The organism is Sporocytophaga myxococcoides DSM 11118, assembly GCF_000426725.1.
Lineage (GTDB): Bacteria > Bacteroidota > Bacteroidia > Cytophagales > Cytophagaceae > Sporocytophaga > Sporocytophaga myxococcoides.
Window position 1 is genome coordinate 1,184,311 of sequence record NZ_KE384560.1, and the last position, 14,970, is coordinate 1,199,280.

Here is a 14,970-nt window from a genome sequence, read left to right on the forward strand (position 1 = left end):
AAAGGTATATATGGAAAGTTTACATTTCTAAATTTGCTGTGTAAAAAAGATTAATCAATTTTTCATATTTCCCTATTAATAGCGGTTATTTGCGGAAAAATTGTTTTTATTTAAGAATTAGTTGGATAAGTGGATTTAATGGATATTCCCAGATTAATTGATTTTCAAAAGATAGGCAATCCGGAAATTGGATATATCTCTGTAGCAGAACCTAAAGGAGAGTTACCATTTCCAGTAAAAAGGGTATATTGGGTTTATGGAACACCTGAAAATTCTGAAAGGGGAAATCATGCTTCCAAAACGGGAAAGCAGGTATTGGTGATTGTAAACGGTGAAGCCGAAGTGATTCTGGAAAATCCTGAGGGGAAAATTACCACTTTTAAACTGAATGATCCGAATACCGGATTGTATGTGCCGCCTCTTCACTGGAAACAAATAAGGCTCTCAGAAAAGGCAATTATTTTAAGTCTTGCATCTTCAGAATTTGATGAAACAGATTATCTAAGAGATTATAAATTGTTTAAGTCCTTTGTTGCAGTTCAAAGACGATAGTACTTTTTCTGTCCAAAATTCCTTTAAGGGATTTCTTTTTAACACTGTTGAACAAATTCATTTTCAATCTGCAGGAAATCCCTTTTATTCTTTCATTCTTTTTGACGAAAAAACTTCTGTAGCCAGATTAAGGATGACCTTATTAATCAGGAATTCAGAAGCATATAGTCCATTAAGATCTCCCTTCGGTAGCCTTGAATTTGATGATAATACTAATATTCAGGATATCAATTATTTTTTAAAAGAGCTTGAAAACTGGCTTGTCTCCGAGAATTTACAAAAGGTGTTTATAGTTTCTTATCCCTATTGCTATAATACCAGGCATAGTGAATTACTGACCCATTGTCTTCTTAAAAATGGCTATTCCATTTCTGAATATGATATGAACTTTCATCTTCAGATTTCTTCAAATGATTTTGATAAGGATTTAGATCCTGCCGCTCGCAGAAGATATGCTAAATTTAAAGACACCTTTCAATTTTCGATAGAGGAGTCTCCTGATATAGAAGCTATTTTCAGTTTGATAAAAGAAAACCGCGAGATAAAAGGCTATCCCGTTTCTATCACTTCTGATGTTTTAAAAAAACTTTATAATTCATTCAGGGAAAACTTTAAAGTCTTTTTATTGAAGGATGGAGAAACACTGATCGGCTCGGCTTTTGGTGTAAGGGTTTCGGAAAGGGTTTTATATTACTACCTGGCCACAGATTCTTATAGTTATAAAAAATACAGTCCTTCTACTATCTTGATTGGACATATTTATAACTACTGCAGACAAGCTGGTATATCAATATTTGATTTAGGAATTGCAACAAGCAAGAGTGTTCCAAACTTTGGCCTTATAAAATTTAAGCAAAATATGGGAGGTAAGGTTTCATTAAAACTTTCCTTTGAAAAAAATCTTTTGTGTTAATTTTGTGCAAGCAGAGAGACGGTTTCTATAAAAAGATGTAATTTCAAATCCAGGAATGAAATTTATTAAGTCATCTTTGTGGACCGGTGTTTCCGTAGGGGCGAAAACGATTGGAAGTGTAATCGTTAATAAAATTATTGCCCGCTTTTTTTTGCCTTCGGATTTTGCACTCATTTCTCATTTCCAAAACCTCATGAATATAATCCTTATGATTCCCTCTGATGGAATCAATAAGGGTCTTGTGAAATATCTATCGGATAAAAGTCTGTCAGAAAATGAGTATACCAAGTATCTTGGTACAGCTGTCTTGCTTAATTTTGTCGTATTTATAATAGCTGCTATTGGATTGGTTATTAAATATGATTATCTGCAGAGCCTCTTTATAACAGGAAATATCAAGCCTCATTTTTGGATGGTTTTATTTCTTGGAGTTATACTAATCAACCTTGTCAGTTATTTTTCTTTTTCGATACTGCTGTCTGCTCAGAAGGTAAAAACCTATGTATTGCTGACAACTCTTTCAACTTTGATTCTTGTAGTTTTGCTTTATGCTATTTCATTTTTTAAGAACTTCAGCATCGTATTATTGCTCTTGGGTGCGGGTCCGGCATTATTATTTTTTCTAAGCATATATATTGCCTTAAAAAATTTAACCTATAAGTTCAGATTCAATTTTACCCTGGATGCTATAAAAGATCTGAGTGGTTTTATACTTATGGCAGCTAGTATGGTACTGTTTGCAAGGGTTGTAGAGTTTGTGGTGAGGATCATTGCTTTTAATGAATTCAGTATATATGATACAGGCTTGTGGCAGGCTGTTGTTAAGTTTTCAGATTATTATGCTATCGCATGTACAAGCATCTTATCTGTTGCTTTTTATCCTAAAGCTTCGGAATTAATGCAAAAACAACTCGCCCTAAAAAAATTCGTCTGGCATGTGCTGATTATAGTAACTCCTTTTGCTGTCATCAGTCTGGCTTTCATTTATTTTTTTAAATCAGAAATTCTATATTATTTCTTTGATGAAAGTTTTGTGGCCGGGGCTTATTTGTTTGATTTTCAAGTAATCGGTGATTTGTTTAAAGTGTATTCTTTTGTATTGGCATTCTTGCTTTCCGCTCAGGCGAGAACCTGGATGTTTATTGGTATACAAGCTTTATCTGCAGCGGTTTATCTGCTTTCCATCTATTGGCTGATACCGATATTCGGACTCGAAGGATTTTCAATGGCGCATGCAGTACGCTTTTTGATCTATTTGCTCGTTCTGGTTTATATACAAAGAAAGCTTCTTTTCTCATGAATACTTTGCCATTGGTTTCAGTGATCTGTCTTTCATATAATCATGAAAGATTTATTGAAGAGGCACTTGAATCTTTATTTAATCAGAATTATGGCAATATTGAGGTGATCATAGTTGATGATGCAAGCGAAGATAAATCGTCCGAAGTAATAGAGAGAATGGTTGCAGAAAGGGCTGATGTGAAGTACTTCAGAAATGAAATAAATCTGGGAAACTGTAAATCATTTAACAAGGCATTTGCTGAGAGTAAAGGAAGTTATATCATAGATTTTGCCCTTGATGATATATTGAGCCCGGGCAGGGTTCAAAAACAGGTCAATTTATTTCAGCACCTTGGGGAAAGTTTTGGGGTGGTTCATTCTGATGCTGCCATTATTGATGAAGAGGGGAGTTTTTTAAGCAAATGGAGTGACAAACTGTTAAAGGTGGACAATGGATTGGTGTTTGAAGCAATATTGAGAAAAAGCTTTATTTGTCCTCCGACTATGATGATCAGGAGGGAAGTGCTGGTTTATCTTGGAGGGTATGATGAATCTCTTGCTTATGAAGATTTTGATTTTTGGGTTAGATCTTCTTTTAAGTTCAAATATTTTTATTCTCCTGATATCCTAACTAAGAAACGTTTGGTAAAAAATTCGTTGTCGACAAAAGGAGAACAAAAAGGAAATAACAGGATTCAGGAATCTACAGCAAGGGTTTGTGAAAAGGCAAACTGGCTGGTAAGAAATGACGCAGAAAAAAAAGTACTGAAAAAAAGGATATTATTTGAAATGCGTCATGCTTTACTGGTGCAGGCTTATGATGCTGTAAAGATTTATTATAAGATTTTGAAAGAAATGGAGGAGACTGGTTTAATTTCTTTTATCATGAGCAAGTTAGCAGAGATAAAAGTACCTACGTTTTTATTTTACAGACTTTATAAAAAGTTATGGTAAATCTATGGAAATGAAGAAGAGACTATTGGCTACAAAAGTATTAGTGATTTTAAGTTTGATCGCTTCTCTAAGTTCCCTGTTAACAGTGAGGATGGACTTGGGAGAGCCATATCCTTTTTTTCATTGGAAATTATTCAGTCAACCAACAGGATGGGATTTACAGGTTCATGAATACCGGCTTTACGGAAAAACCAATACAGGCGAATATATCAGAATAAAAAACGAACAGAGGAAAACTTTTTCAAGTGACGATATCAATTATTTGGTAAGTTATCTTATGCAGCTGTCAGATGAAAAAGCAAGGAATGAAAAGCTAAGAATTCTATGCAGATACATTGCTCCAGAGTTTAAGAGTTACAGAGTGGTGGAGGAGATATACAATCCTCTGGTAATAATGAATGACTTTGAAAATTATGAAAGAAAAGCTGTTGTCGAGATTAATTGATTTTTTTCGAATAGAGAGACATTCGCCTCACTATAATGACAGGGAAGAAAAGGAACTTGCCTTCAATTTCTTTTATGCAGATAGGTTTCTGAGAATTTTTACATTTTTCTGGTTATTCTACCAGGTCTATAATTATTTTCAGCTTCAGGATAGACCAAAGGAATTATTCATAAGGATGAATTATTTCTCCAAGTCATTCATATCTGAATTTCCATCGTCGGCTTATTTCTTTAGTATTATTATTGTTGCTTTAATTTCTAATAGTTTTTCTATTAAAAATTCAAGCTCTATATTGAATAAAGCTTTATTACTATTTTGCATAATGTGGTTCACTTGTCTGAAGTGGAGCTACGGCTTTGCATCACATGTAGGACATTTTTTTATACTTACTCATTTCTTTGGATTATTTATTCCAGCTAAATCAACAGATTCCCAAAATCAAGGAAGTCAAATATGTACTATCCGACTTTTCTATTTTGGATTAATGGTGACGTATACAATTTCTGGCATTTGGAAGCTTGGTGGATTGATCCAAAAGCTTGTTTTTAGCCCACATGTAATTCACTGGCTGCATCCTCAGGCGGCCTTAGTTAATGCTGTTTCAGGATATAGATTCTGGGATAATCAATTAGGGTCTTTGCTTCATGCTTATGACTATCCTATTATTTGGCAGATACTTTTTTTGTTAACGTTGTATCTTCAGATAATTAGTTTTGTTGCTTCGGTCCGTTTACCTTTATTTTATTGGATTGGCTTGGGAACTATCATCTTTCATATTCACAACATAGTGTTTATGAGAACAGAATTCTATGTGACGCCAATAATAATTACCATACTTTTTTTTCCATATCATCTGATATTAAAAAAGAAATCAACAGCTATTAAATATTTGAATTTTGAAATTCAAAAAAGTGGAGAAGGGAAGGAGTTTCAATACAAAAGGATTTATGAGAATGGAATATCTGATGAGTTTATAGGTTTCTATGCATTCCGAGAACAATGTAGGGATAGCAGAAAGTGGTATTATGGCTTTTTGTTTTTTCCCGGGATTTCTCTATTTGCTAATTTCTATTTGTTGTTAAAAAGTAAATTATTTTTTAACAGAAACTCATATTCACAATAATGTTTATCTTCGGCTATCTTCATTAGTAAGCATGCTTAAATAGCTTTCATACCTGGATAAAGCAATTTCACCCTTTTCTACCTGTTGGATGATGGTGCATCCTGGTTCATTGAAGTGCTTGCAGTTATGAAATCTGCAATGCCCCAGAAGGTCTCTCATTTCTGGGAAATAATGACTGATTTCTTCTTCCTCCATGTCAAAGATCCCAAGTTCTTTAATACCTGGAGTGTCGATAATGTAGGTATCAGGTTCCAGTTCGAACATTTCAGCAAAAGTAGTAGTGTGCTTACCTTTCAAGCTGAAATCGGAAATATCTCCGGTTTTAAGTTCGAGATCAGGAGCAATCAAATTTACAAGAGAAGATTTACCAACCCCTGAATGTCCGCTTATGAGGCTCTTTTTATTTTTCAGAATATTTTTAAAGTCTTCGATACCTTGCCCTGTCTGCACTGAAGTCAGAATACATGTGTATCCCAGGCTTTCATATGTGTTTATAAGATCCTGCTGATAAGCAAAGAGCGCTTCGTCGTATAAGTCAATTTTATTAAAGACCAAAACTGCTGGTATCCTGAACGCCTCGCAGGAAACAAGAAACCTGTCAATAAAACCCAAAGATGTTCTGGGAAGTACGAGCGTAACAACAAGGATACTCTGATCTATGTTGGCAGCAATCATGTGGCCATGTCCCGTCTTGTGGACTGACTTTCTGATCATGTAATTTTCTCTTGGATGAATTTTTTCAATGAGGACAGTACGTTCAGCTGTATTCTCAATGGAAAAATCTACATAATCCCCTACAGCAATGGGATTGGTTACTTTAAAATTTTTCAATTTGAATTTTCCGGGAAGCCTGCCTTTAAAGATCTCTTTTTGATCCGTTATTATTTCATACCATGATCCTGTGGATCTCATTATCATTCCTTGCATGTTCAGCCCTGGATTTTATCTTTAAATAAGAGAAGTCTTGTAGTTCTGTTTATTTGTTCAGTAATAAACCTGAATAACCAATGATTCTGTCAGTAGCGCCTTTATTGGCTTCTATAAAGTTTTTATTTTTATTGATGATTTCCTGATGAAGGTTTTGGTTATTCATTACTTTGAAAAAAGCATTTTCAAATTCTATAGCAGATGTTATTGAAAAAGCTCCTCCAATGTTTATCAGGTCCTTTGCTTCCTGAAACTTTCTATAGTTAGGACCAAAGAATAGTGGTAATCCGAAGGTTGCAGCTTCTAGTGTATTATGTAAACCTTTTCCGAATGCACCACCAATATATCCAAAATCACCATAGGCATAAACACCGGACAAAATACCTATACAATCAATTATCAACACTTCATAATCACTTACCTGTTCCTTGTCAGCCTTAGTATATCTTACACTTTTAAGTTTACAGCTTTGCATAAAATTATTGATCTCATGATCGTGAATTTCATGTGGTGCTATTATGAATTTTAATCCATTAATTCCTTTATTGATTAATGGCATTAATATTTCAATATCTTTTGGCCATGTGCTTCCAGCAATAAAAACTTTTGAGGTACCCTTAAACGATTCAACAATAGGAAGGGGGTGAAGTGATTTTCTGATTTCAAGAACTCTGTCAAAACGAGTGTCACCGGCAATCTCACCAGTATTAATATGATGTTCTGTAAGTAGATCCAAAGATTCTTTATTCTGGACAAAAATTTTGGAAAGCCTTTTAAGTATTGCCAGATAAAACTTACCATATGGTTTAAAGAATAGCTGGTCCTTCCTGAAAATTGTAGAAAATGAGATCACTGGGATTTCGGACTCATTCAGGTTATAGATATAATGATGCCAGAACTCATATTTAACAAAAAAAGCAATTTTAGGTCTCGTAATTTCAATAAAGAACTTTGCATTTGCATGAGTATCGAGCGGCAGGTATACAATAAAATCAGCTTTTGAATAATTTTTCCGGATCTCATAACCACTTGGAGAAAAGAAGGTGAGGAGAATTTTGTATCCCGGAAAATTTTCCCGGAAATTTTCAAGCACTGGCCTCGCCTGCTCAAATTCACCTAATGAAGCGCAATGAAACCAGGCAACCGGAGCTTTATTAGTGTCAAATTTACTTGCAAGGATTTCTTTCCACTTTTTCCTTCCTCTAAGCCATAATTTAGCTTTGGAATTAAATGGTGAAATACTGATAATGAGCAGATAGTAGAGATAAATTCCGGCGTTATAGAATATAATCATCAAGGATATCTAAAATGACTACAAGTCATCTTCTAAGTGAAATTTTTTATTTATTTTAGGAGGTTAAAATTAACGAAAAAAGACGAATCTAATTACCATAAAGGTTTATTATGAATAAAGAAAAAGTCAGCTATAAAGATGCCCTCAATCTTGCTGTCATTGTTGCCGCTTTAGGCTATTTTGTAGATGTTTATGACCTTGTTTTATTCCTTATAGTAGGATTAAAAAGCCTGGAAGACCTGAAAATTCCGGGGGAACCGGTAAAAAATTTCCAATTTCTGCTGAATGTTCAGATGATTGGCATGCTGATAGGTGGAATATTCTGGGGAGTTCTCGGGGATAAGAAAGGCCGTCTTTCAGTACTTTTTGGATCTATATTGCTGTATTCCCTTGCAAACCTTGCGAACGGAATGGTGGCTCAAATAAGCGTATTCACAGGTTTATCTCCAATGGATACTTATGCAATTCTACGATTTTTAGCCGGTCTGGGACTGGCGGGAGAGCTTGGAGCTGGTATCACACTTGTTTCCGAAACAATGCCAAAAGAAACCCGAGGGTATGGCACAATGATTATAGCATCCGTTGGTGTTACAGGCGCAGTAGTTGCAGCATTGGTAGGCAAAATAGGATGGGAGTTATCATATTTTATCGGTGGTGGACTAGGTATATCCCTTCTCTTGCTTCGTATCGGAGTTTTTGAATCGGGCATGTTTCAGGGCCTGACAGAAAAGAAAGTGAAGCAAGGTGAGTTTATGATGCTATTTCAAAATAAAGAAAGAGCTCTTAAATATTTAAACTGCATCTTAATCGGATTGCCAGTATGGTTTATTATAGGAATTCTAGTAGGTCGTGCAGGATTGATTGCAAAAGAACTTGGAGTGCAAGGGAAGATAGAGCAGGGCTATGCAGTAATGCTTTGCTACGGAGGGTTGGTTTTTGGCGATCTGTGCAGTGGGATGATGAGTCAGGCTTTGAAAAGCAGAAAAAAAGTATTTTACTTTTTTTACTTGCTATCAACACTGATTATTATCTTTTACCTAAGGCAATTTAATGTGCCAGTGGCTACATTTTACTTGTTTATCTTCAGCTTAGGATTTTCAGTGGGCTTCTGGGCAATCTTTGTAACTGTGGCTTCTGAGCAATTTGGTACAAATATTCGTGCTACTGTTACTACGACAGTTCCGAATTTTGTCAGAGGTTCTCTTGTACCTATTTCTATTCTGTTTGACTATCTGCTGGAAAAGGAATTAGGATTGATTAATACGAGCTATATAGTAACGGCAGTAATAGTAGTGATATCGTTGATAGCTTTGTATAACCTTGATGAGACTTTCGGAAAGGACCTTGATTATCTTGAAGAGGAAGGAAGCGGAAAGCTTAAAGCTGAAAGCGTAAAGAGTGTTAACAGTTGAAAAGTTATTTGGCAATGAGGTAGCTTTATATTTTATAGAAAAAGCCCTGCAAATATGAATTTGCAGGGCTTTTTTACTTTCAGCTTTTCGCTTTTAGCTTAAATTAGTGTTTTGCCAAATAATCAGCAACACCTTCTCTCGAAGCTTTCATCGCATCTTTACCTTCTTCCCAGTTAGCTGGACAAACCTCACCATACTTTTCATTGTGACGAAGTGCATCAACAATTCTGATAGCCTCATCAATGCTTCTTCCTAGAGGAAGGTCGTTTACAAGTTCGTGTCTTACTATACCATTTTTATCAATTAGGAAAGTAGCTCTGTAAGCGATTGGAATACCTTTAAATTCCATCATTCCTTCTTCGTTGTACTCATATTCACCAGCAAGTACACCATAGTTTAATGAAATTGTCTTAGCTACGTCTGCAACGATAGGGTAAGTTACGCCCTGAATACCACCTTGTGCTTTAGGAGTTGTAAGCCAAGCCAGGTGTGAGTTTTCAGTATCTGTAGAGCATCCGACAACAGCTACATTTCTTTTGTCAAATTCTGCAAGCTTTTCCTGAAACGCAAGGATTTCAGTAGGGCATACAAATGTGAAGTCTTTTGGATAAAAGAAAAAGATAACATCTCTTTTTCCTAAATACTGCTGAAGACTGAAACTTTCAACAATTTCTTCTCCGTTAATTACTGCCGGAGCATTGAATACAGGAGCTTTTCTTCCTACTAATGCCATGATTATTTCTAAAGTTTTAGGTTAATATTAGTTAATTTGATTTTCTGTCATGTCAATTTTTTCTCCATGAATCTGGAGCTTAAAATCTTTAATTTTTAAATTCGGGAGGCTTTTCTTGTTAAAAAAAGCAATAATCATATCCTGCAACTCTGAATCATAAAAGTCAACTATTTCTTTTGTATCAGTATAATAGATATGATGATGTGAATTTAAATTAGCATCATATCTGTAACTGCCGGTTTCGGAAAGGACTTTCTCTGCAAGTCCCGTTTGGACAAATGTATCAAGTGTTTTGTATACTGTGCCTAAAGAAATGCTGGGATTATTGATTTTTAGTTTTTCAAAAAGAAGCTCTGCAGTAGGATGCTCAAAAGAATTAAACAGCAGATGATAAATCACAATTCTTTGATGTGTGGCTTTTAATCCTTTGCTGATTAGTAATTCTTTTATTTCAGAAAAACTTTTTTCCATGTTCCCTCCATTCTTTTAAATAAGAATAATTCCTATTTGAGAATTTTTAGAAAGACAAAAATAGACGGATTATAAGAAAAATCAAATCGTAGATAAACAGGAAGGGGATAAAACTAAAAAAAGCCCTGGTGAAAGGGCTTTTCCTAGAAGAAATTAAACAGGTTATGAATAAAATTATTAAGTGTATTCTGAATATTAATACAGAAACGTTACAAAATGTAACCAATTACTCTAAAAAAAGATTCATAAAAAAACCTCTGCGAGAGAGGTTTTTGGGAAATTCTTTAAATATTTTAAATGATTGTTAAAATTTTACTTTTTTTAGTAAGTGTTGAGTCATGGCTAACTTTTCCATTTCAACTTTTTTATCTGCTAATTGTGAGGTGTCCATTTTTTTGTGAAGAATAGAAATACCCAGAAGCACAAAGAGACAAAATATTTTTAACAGAAATCTCAAATTTGACATAACCTCTATTTAGGCCTTACAGAATTTTAATTTTAATACCTGAAAATAATAAAAGGTAACTTAAAAAAGAGTTTTTATTAATTTTCTCATACTAAATTTAGTGAAAAGTGTCTAAAATTATTAATAAATTTCAATTTATTCGATAAATAGTGTTATTATTTATTTACCCATATTTATAATTTACTGATAATGAAGAAAATTTTATTTGTCTGTTTGGGAAACATTTGCAGATCCCCAATGGCAGAAGGTGTTTTTAAGAAAGTTATTGAAAATAAGGGTGTAACTCATCAATTTTATTGTGATTCTGCCGGGACTTCTGCCTATCATATTGGCGCTCTGCCCGATGAGCGAATGCGGGCTACAGCTCAAGAACGAGGTATTATCTTAGATCATTGTGCAAGACAAATTACAGTAAAAGATTTTGATGACTTTGATTATATCCTTGCTATGGATACTTCTAATTTCAATAATATAAAAAGTCTTACCAAGGACAAATCCAAGCAAGATAAGGTCTTTATGATGAGAGCTTTTGATTCGGATAAATGCACAATGGATGTCCCTGACCCATACTATGGAGGAATGTCAGGATTTGAAGAGGTGTATGAAATACTCTGGAGATGTTGCAATAATTTTTACAACTATATTTCAGAAAATCAAAAAATCTAAAAGCTGGAATGGACGTTCTTGTTAATCTTTTAAAAGAAGGTATTCTGGAAGATATAAATTCAATTGTACCTGTCGGAGGTGGAAGTATTAATGATACTTATAAAGTAAAAACTTCCGATAAGATATATTTTGTAAAGGTTAACAGAAATGTCCCAGATGATTTTTTTGAAAAGGAAGCGGAAGGCTTGACATTATTATTAAAGGCAGGCAAAATAAGGACCCCTGAAGTAATTTTCATTGGCCGGAATTTATTGGTAATGGAGTTTATTGAAAGGGGAAGGGAATCTAAAGAATTTTGGAATAGTTTGGGGTGTCGCCTTGCTGACATTCATAAAGTTACTGCTTCTTCATTCGGATTAGATAATCACAACTATATAGGTAGTCTTGAACAGCACAATGGTTGGTACAACAATTGGCCTGAATTTTTTGTAGAACGAAGGCTTTTTCCATTAGCTCATCGTGCTCTGACAAGTGGAAGGCTTGAAAGAAGGGGAGTGGAGCTGATTGAACAACTTTCAAAGAAAATTAATGAGCTTTTAGTTCATGAAAAGCCATCATTACTGCATGGAGATCTCTGGAGTGGTAATGTAATGGCAGACTTGTCACAAGAGCCTGTACTCGTAGATCCTGCAGTATATTTTGGAAACAGGGAAATTGAAATTGCCTTTACGACCTTGTTTGGTGGTTTTGATTCCTCATTTTATGAATCTTACCGTGAATCATATCCATTGGAGGAAAACTTTGATAAACGAATAGATCTATATAATCTCTATCCATTACTGGTTCATGCAAATTTATTTGGTGGTGGGTATTCCAATTCAGTGATGACTATCCTCAGAAGATTTGCCTGAATATTTTTGTCTAATCTGAATTCTTTGAATCTGCCTTTCTACCATTTTTTGAGCAAGAGTAAAACAAAGTTCTTCTCCGGCTTTTTCCTTAAACGCTGCTTTCACAATATTTTCATTTACATCAAGTCTGTAAAGAATCTGAAATAGCTTCTCGGGCTGACTTTGTAAAAGTTGAGCAATAGCTTTGCTCAGTATCGCAATAAGAGCATCGAGCGAGCTATTTAAATCATTTGGAGTTGAAAGGCCAAACTCCTGTCTCAGACTAATTCCTGCAAGGTGCTCAATTTCTTCTTTGTTGTCTGGCATATATAAGGAAAGGTATAAGGACCAAATCTGCTTGCAAATAAGTAATTACTTTTGAATATTTATCCCCACATTGTATTATGAAAAAAGCAATTATTCCTTTTTGGGCTTTAACTGCCTTATTCTTTTTAAGTTATAATACTTATGCTCAATCAATCAGTGGCAAACTTATCGGAGGCATTAACGCCGGTCAGGTGGATGGCGATGATTATTCAGGCTTTGATAAACCAGGACTGATACTAGGAGCAGCAGTAGCATTTCCTTTATCTAAAAAGATATTTCTGCAGCCAGAGGTATTCTATTCTCAGAAAGGCGCAAAGAACAGTGAGAATAACCCTGCGTATTTCAGATGGAGATTAAATTATATCGAAACTCCTGTTGTCTTTCATTTTAGAATTGTGAAAAGATTTGGAATAGATGCCGGAATCTCCCCCAATTTTTTATTAGAGTCCAAAATGGATTTAGGTACTGGATATGATGATAATACAAAGGATTTTGATAAGGTCAATCTATGTTTCCTAGGTGGTTTAGAATTCAGAATTGTACGTGGACTCGATTTAAATTTACGCTATTCAAGATCTGTTATGCCTATCAATTCTAAAGAGGGCTCTTCGTATAGCCGCAAATTTTATACAAGTACTTTGTCATTGTCTCTCAGACTGACCTTGAATAAAGTTGAATGAAGCTGAATGCTTAAGGCTGAAAGCTAAAAGCTAAAAGTAAAAAGGTTAGGGGGGAGCTTCATTTACTTTGAAAAGGCACAAAAAAAACCGGAAGTAATTCCGGTTTTTTTATTTATGATTTTTTGGCTGCTGCCTTGGCTTTAGGTTTTGCCTCTTTTTCTTCTTTGTCAGCGGCTTTTTCTTTAGCGGCTTTAGCTTTAGGCTTAGCTGCTTTTACTGATTCTGTGTCTTCTTTCGCTTCTGATGTTTCCGCAGAAGTAGTCTCGGATGAAGATGCTGCAGTAAATCTCTCAGGAAAATAAGTTGAAATAGTTGTGTACCATACAACTAATTTTTTCATATCTGATTGGTATACTTTTTCTTTGTCGTAATCAGGAACAACTGACTCTACAAATTTTTGCAATTCTAGAGGAGTAGATTTACCAGAAACAGCAATAGTGTGCCCGAATTTTTCAAAAATTCTTGAAAATACGTCCTCTAAAGGAAGAGAAGCTTCTTTGCCGTCTGTATAAATTGAAATTTCTTTTAAAAGAGAAACTCTGGTGTTAGCATTGGCAATGAATTTAGTTTTTTGCTCATCAATACTTTCCAGGATTACACCATTCCTCGTAGGTTTTAAAACTTTGTAAAGACCACTTTTTCCCGAAACTGCTGCAATATCTTTTAAATCCATTTTAAATTAAATAAGGTTAAAAATCTATAGTTTGAAATATATAGGAATACTAGTTTGAATTTTATATCCTGGAGCTTTGAATTTCAATAGCTTTGCTACCCTTAGTGCTTCCTGGCCGCAACCTCCTCCGATATTTTTTACTATTGTAGGACTATAAATAGTCCCGTCTTCATTAAGGATGAAATTGATAATACACTCTCCTGAAATTCTGTTTTTCTTTGCAAGAATAGGGTATACCTTATGTTTATCAATGAAGGCATACATAGAATCTTGTCCTCCTGGATAAAATTCTGCTGCTGGTATTACTTTTCCACTTTGAGCAAAAATCACAAAGTTGATTCCAAGGAAAAGAAGGGACGATAAAATGAGTTTTTTCATATTTTTACTCGAAATTATATTAAAAGCATTCGCAAAAATACTTTGAATTATTTACTAACCAAATTTTAATTTTTCTGTTCTTCGAAATTTTTTACCAGGCTATCCAGATAATTGAGCACTTCTTCTTTGCCAAAACCTGTTTCGGATGAAGTAACGAAGATTGGTGGTAATTCTTGCCAGGTTTTTAACATCTCATTCTCAAACTTTACTAAGTTACTGCTTGCCTGTGTTCTGGAAAGCTTATCGTATTTTGTAAATATAAGTGAGAAGGGGATTCCATTTCCCCCTAACCAATTAATGAATTCAATATCAATAGCTTGAGGTTCGAGCCGATTGTCAATCAAGACAAATACACAAAATAAATTTTCTCTTAAAGTAAGGTAATCTTTAACCATTTTTTCCCACTTGGCTTTGGATTCTTTGCTTACCTTGGCCCATCCATAGCCCGGCAAGTCGACCAGATACCATTTTTCATTGATAATAAAATGGTTGATCAATTGTGTCTTACCTGGTTTCGCACTGGTTTTTGCCAATCCTTTTTGTCCGGTAAGCATATTTATCAGAGATGATTTACCAACATTAGACCTACCGATAAATGCAAATTCACATTTATCTGGCAGTGGGCAATCTTTGTAACTGGTTTTACTCTGAACAAAATCAGCCTTTTTTATTATCATAACTATACCTTTCGTTGCGGATTTCGCCCGTTGAAATTTCTAAAAGAAAAGCAAAATTAAGAGAAATGACTTAATATAACATAGCGTATTCTAAGAATTACTCTTTAGGAAATACAAAACCAATTTTAATGCTAAGCCGTATTGAACCGATTGGAATAATTTCTCAAA

18 protein-coding genes are annotated in these 14,970 nt (G+C 34.6%); 10 read left to right on the top strand and 8 right to left on the bottom strand.

All coding sequences use genetic code 11. The features are described 5' to 3' along the window. The first annotated feature begins 138 nt into the window (after nt 1-138). From K350_RS0123365 to K350_RS0123390, 6 genes are read left to right on the top strand one after another with little or no spacing between them, the layout of a single operon-like run. Nucleotides 139-552 carry a sugar 3,4-ketoisomerase gene (locus tag K350_RS0123365; protein ID WP_037576706.1) on the top strand — a complete coding sequence of 138 codons (414 nt, stop codon included), beginning with the start codon at nt 139-141 and terminating at the stop codon, nt 550-552. After that, nucleotides 530-1,465 carry a GNAT family N-acetyltransferase gene (locus K350_RS0123370; protein WP_211236770.1) on the top strand — a complete coding sequence of 312 codons (936 nt, stop codon included), beginning with the start codon at nt 530-532 and terminating at the stop codon, nt 1,463-1,465. Before K350_RS0123365 ends, K350_RS0123370 begins: the two co-directional genes overlap by 23 nt. A gap of 55 nt (nt 1,466-1,520) precedes the next feature. After that, nucleotides 1,521-2,765 carry an MATE family efflux transporter gene (locus tag K350_RS0123375; RefSeq protein ID WP_028981983.1) on the top strand — a complete coding sequence of 415 codons (1,245 nt, stop codon included), beginning with the start codon at nt 1,521-1,523 and terminating at the stop codon, nt 2,763-2,765. Continuing rightward, a complete protein-coding gene (locus K350_RS0123380; RefSeq protein ID WP_028981984.1) occupies nt 2,762-3,700 on the top strand; it encodes a glycosyltransferase family 2 protein in 939 nt (312 codons plus the stop codon). Before K350_RS0123375 ends, K350_RS0123380 begins: the two co-directional genes overlap by 4 nt. A gap of 10 nt (nt 3,701-3,710) precedes the next feature. Beyond that, nucleotides 3,711-4,145, top strand: a complete 435-nt coding sequence (locus K350_RS0123385; RefSeq protein ID WP_156027164.1) for a hypothetical protein — start codon at nt 3,711-3,713, stop codon at nt 4,143-4,145. Next, nucleotides 4,114-5,268 (top strand): hypothetical protein, encoded by a 1,155-nt coding sequence (locus K350_RS0123390; RefSeq protein ID WP_028981986.1) that lies wholly within the window; start codon nt 4,114-4,116, stop codon nt 5,266-5,268. The genes K350_RS0123385 and K350_RS0123390 overlap by 32 nt, the downstream gene beginning before the upstream one ends. Before the next feature lie 3 nt (nt 5,269-5,271). On the opposite strand, the gene rsgA is transcribed toward K350_RS0123390, so the two are convergent. Beyond that, nucleotides 5,272-6,180 (bottom strand): ribosome small subunit-dependent GTPase A, encoded by a 909-nt coding sequence (rsgA, locus tag K350_RS0123395; protein ID WP_245598690.1) that lies wholly within the window; start codon nt 6,178-6,180, stop codon nt 5,272-5,274. A 64-nt stretch (nt 6,181-6,244) separates the two neighbouring features. Continuing rightward, nucleotides 6,245-7,489, bottom strand: a complete 1,245-nt coding sequence (locus K350_RS0123400; protein ID WP_028981988.1) for a 3-deoxy-D-manno-octulosonic acid transferase — start codon at nt 7,487-7,489, stop codon at nt 6,245-6,247. Between the two features lie 110 nt (nt 7,490-7,599). Between K350_RS0123400 and K350_RS30110 the strand changes: the two genes are divergently transcribed. Continuing rightward, nucleotides 7,600-8,901 carry an MFS transporter gene (locus tag K350_RS30110; RefSeq protein ID WP_051313556.1) on the top strand — a complete coding sequence of 434 codons (1,302 nt, stop codon included), beginning with the start codon at nt 7,600-7,602 and terminating at the stop codon, nt 8,899-8,901. Between the two features lie 103 nt (nt 8,902-9,004). On the opposite strand, the gene K350_RS0123410 is transcribed toward K350_RS30110, so the two are convergent. Beyond that, entirely contained in the window at nt 9,005-9,634 is a 630-nt protein-coding gene (locus tag K350_RS0123410) for a peroxiredoxin (protein ID WP_028981989.1), read from the bottom strand. A gap of 27 nt (nt 9,635-9,661) precedes the next feature. Further along, nucleotides 9,662-10,105, bottom strand: a complete 444-nt coding sequence (locus K350_RS0123415; RefSeq protein WP_028981990.1) for a Fur family transcriptional regulator — start codon at nt 10,103-10,105, stop codon at nt 9,662-9,664. A gap of 655 nt (nt 10,106-10,760) precedes the next feature. Between K350_RS0123415 and K350_RS0123425 the strand changes: the two genes are divergently transcribed. Both K350_RS0123425 and K350_RS30115 read left to right on the top strand, forming a co-directional pair. Beyond that, nucleotides 10,761-11,237, top strand: coding sequence for a low molecular weight protein-tyrosine-phosphatase (locus K350_RS0123425; protein ID WP_037576710.1), 477 nt, complete (start codon nt 10,761-10,763; stop codon nt 11,235-11,237). 8 nt (nt 11,238-11,245) lie between these two features. Continuing rightward, nucleotides 11,246-12,088 (top strand): fructosamine kinase family protein, encoded by an 843-nt coding sequence (locus tag K350_RS30115; protein ID WP_037576713.1) that lies wholly within the window; start codon nt 11,246-11,248, stop codon nt 12,086-12,088. On the opposite strand, the gene K350_RS0123435 is transcribed toward K350_RS30115, so the two are convergent. Beyond that, nucleotides 12,056-12,394 carry a hypothetical protein gene (locus K350_RS0123435; RefSeq protein WP_028981992.1) on the bottom strand — a complete coding sequence of 113 codons (339 nt, stop codon included), beginning with the start codon at nt 12,392-12,394 and terminating at the stop codon, nt 12,056-12,058. The genes K350_RS30115 and K350_RS0123435 overlap by 33 nt on opposite strands. A gap of 77 nt (nt 12,395-12,471) precedes the next feature. Here K350_RS0123435 and K350_RS31620 point away from each other — a divergent pair, with 77 nt between their 5' ends. Continuing rightward, nucleotides 12,472-13,074, top strand: coding sequence for a porin family protein (locus K350_RS31620; protein WP_028981993.1), 603 nt, complete (start codon nt 12,472-12,474; stop codon nt 13,072-13,074). Nucleotides 13,075-13,186: 112 nt separating this feature from the next. On the opposite strand, the gene K350_RS0123445 is transcribed toward K350_RS31620, so the two are convergent. From K350_RS0123445 to yihA, 3 genes are all read right to left on the bottom strand, one after another. Continuing rightward, on the bottom strand, nt 13,187-13,747 hold the full coding sequence (locus tag K350_RS0123445) for a DUF5606 family protein (RefSeq protein WP_028981994.1): 561 nt from the start codon (nt 13,745-13,747) through the stop codon (nt 13,187-13,189). 24 nt (nt 13,748-13,771) lie between these two features. Continuing rightward, nucleotides 13,772-14,125: an energy transducer TonB gene (locus K350_RS0123450; RefSeq protein WP_028981995.1), complete on the bottom strand. Its 354-nt coding sequence runs from the start codon at nt 14,123-14,125 to the stop codon at nt 13,772-13,774. A 65-nt stretch (nt 14,126-14,190) separates the two neighbouring features. Continuing rightward, complete coding sequence (yihA, locus tag K350_RS0123455) at nt 14,191-14,802, bottom strand: ribosome biogenesis GTP-binding protein YihA/YsxC (RefSeq protein ID WP_028981996.1); 612 nt, start codon at nt 14,800-14,802, stop codon at nt 14,191-14,193. Between the last annotated feature and the right edge of the window lie 168 nt (nt 14,803-14,970).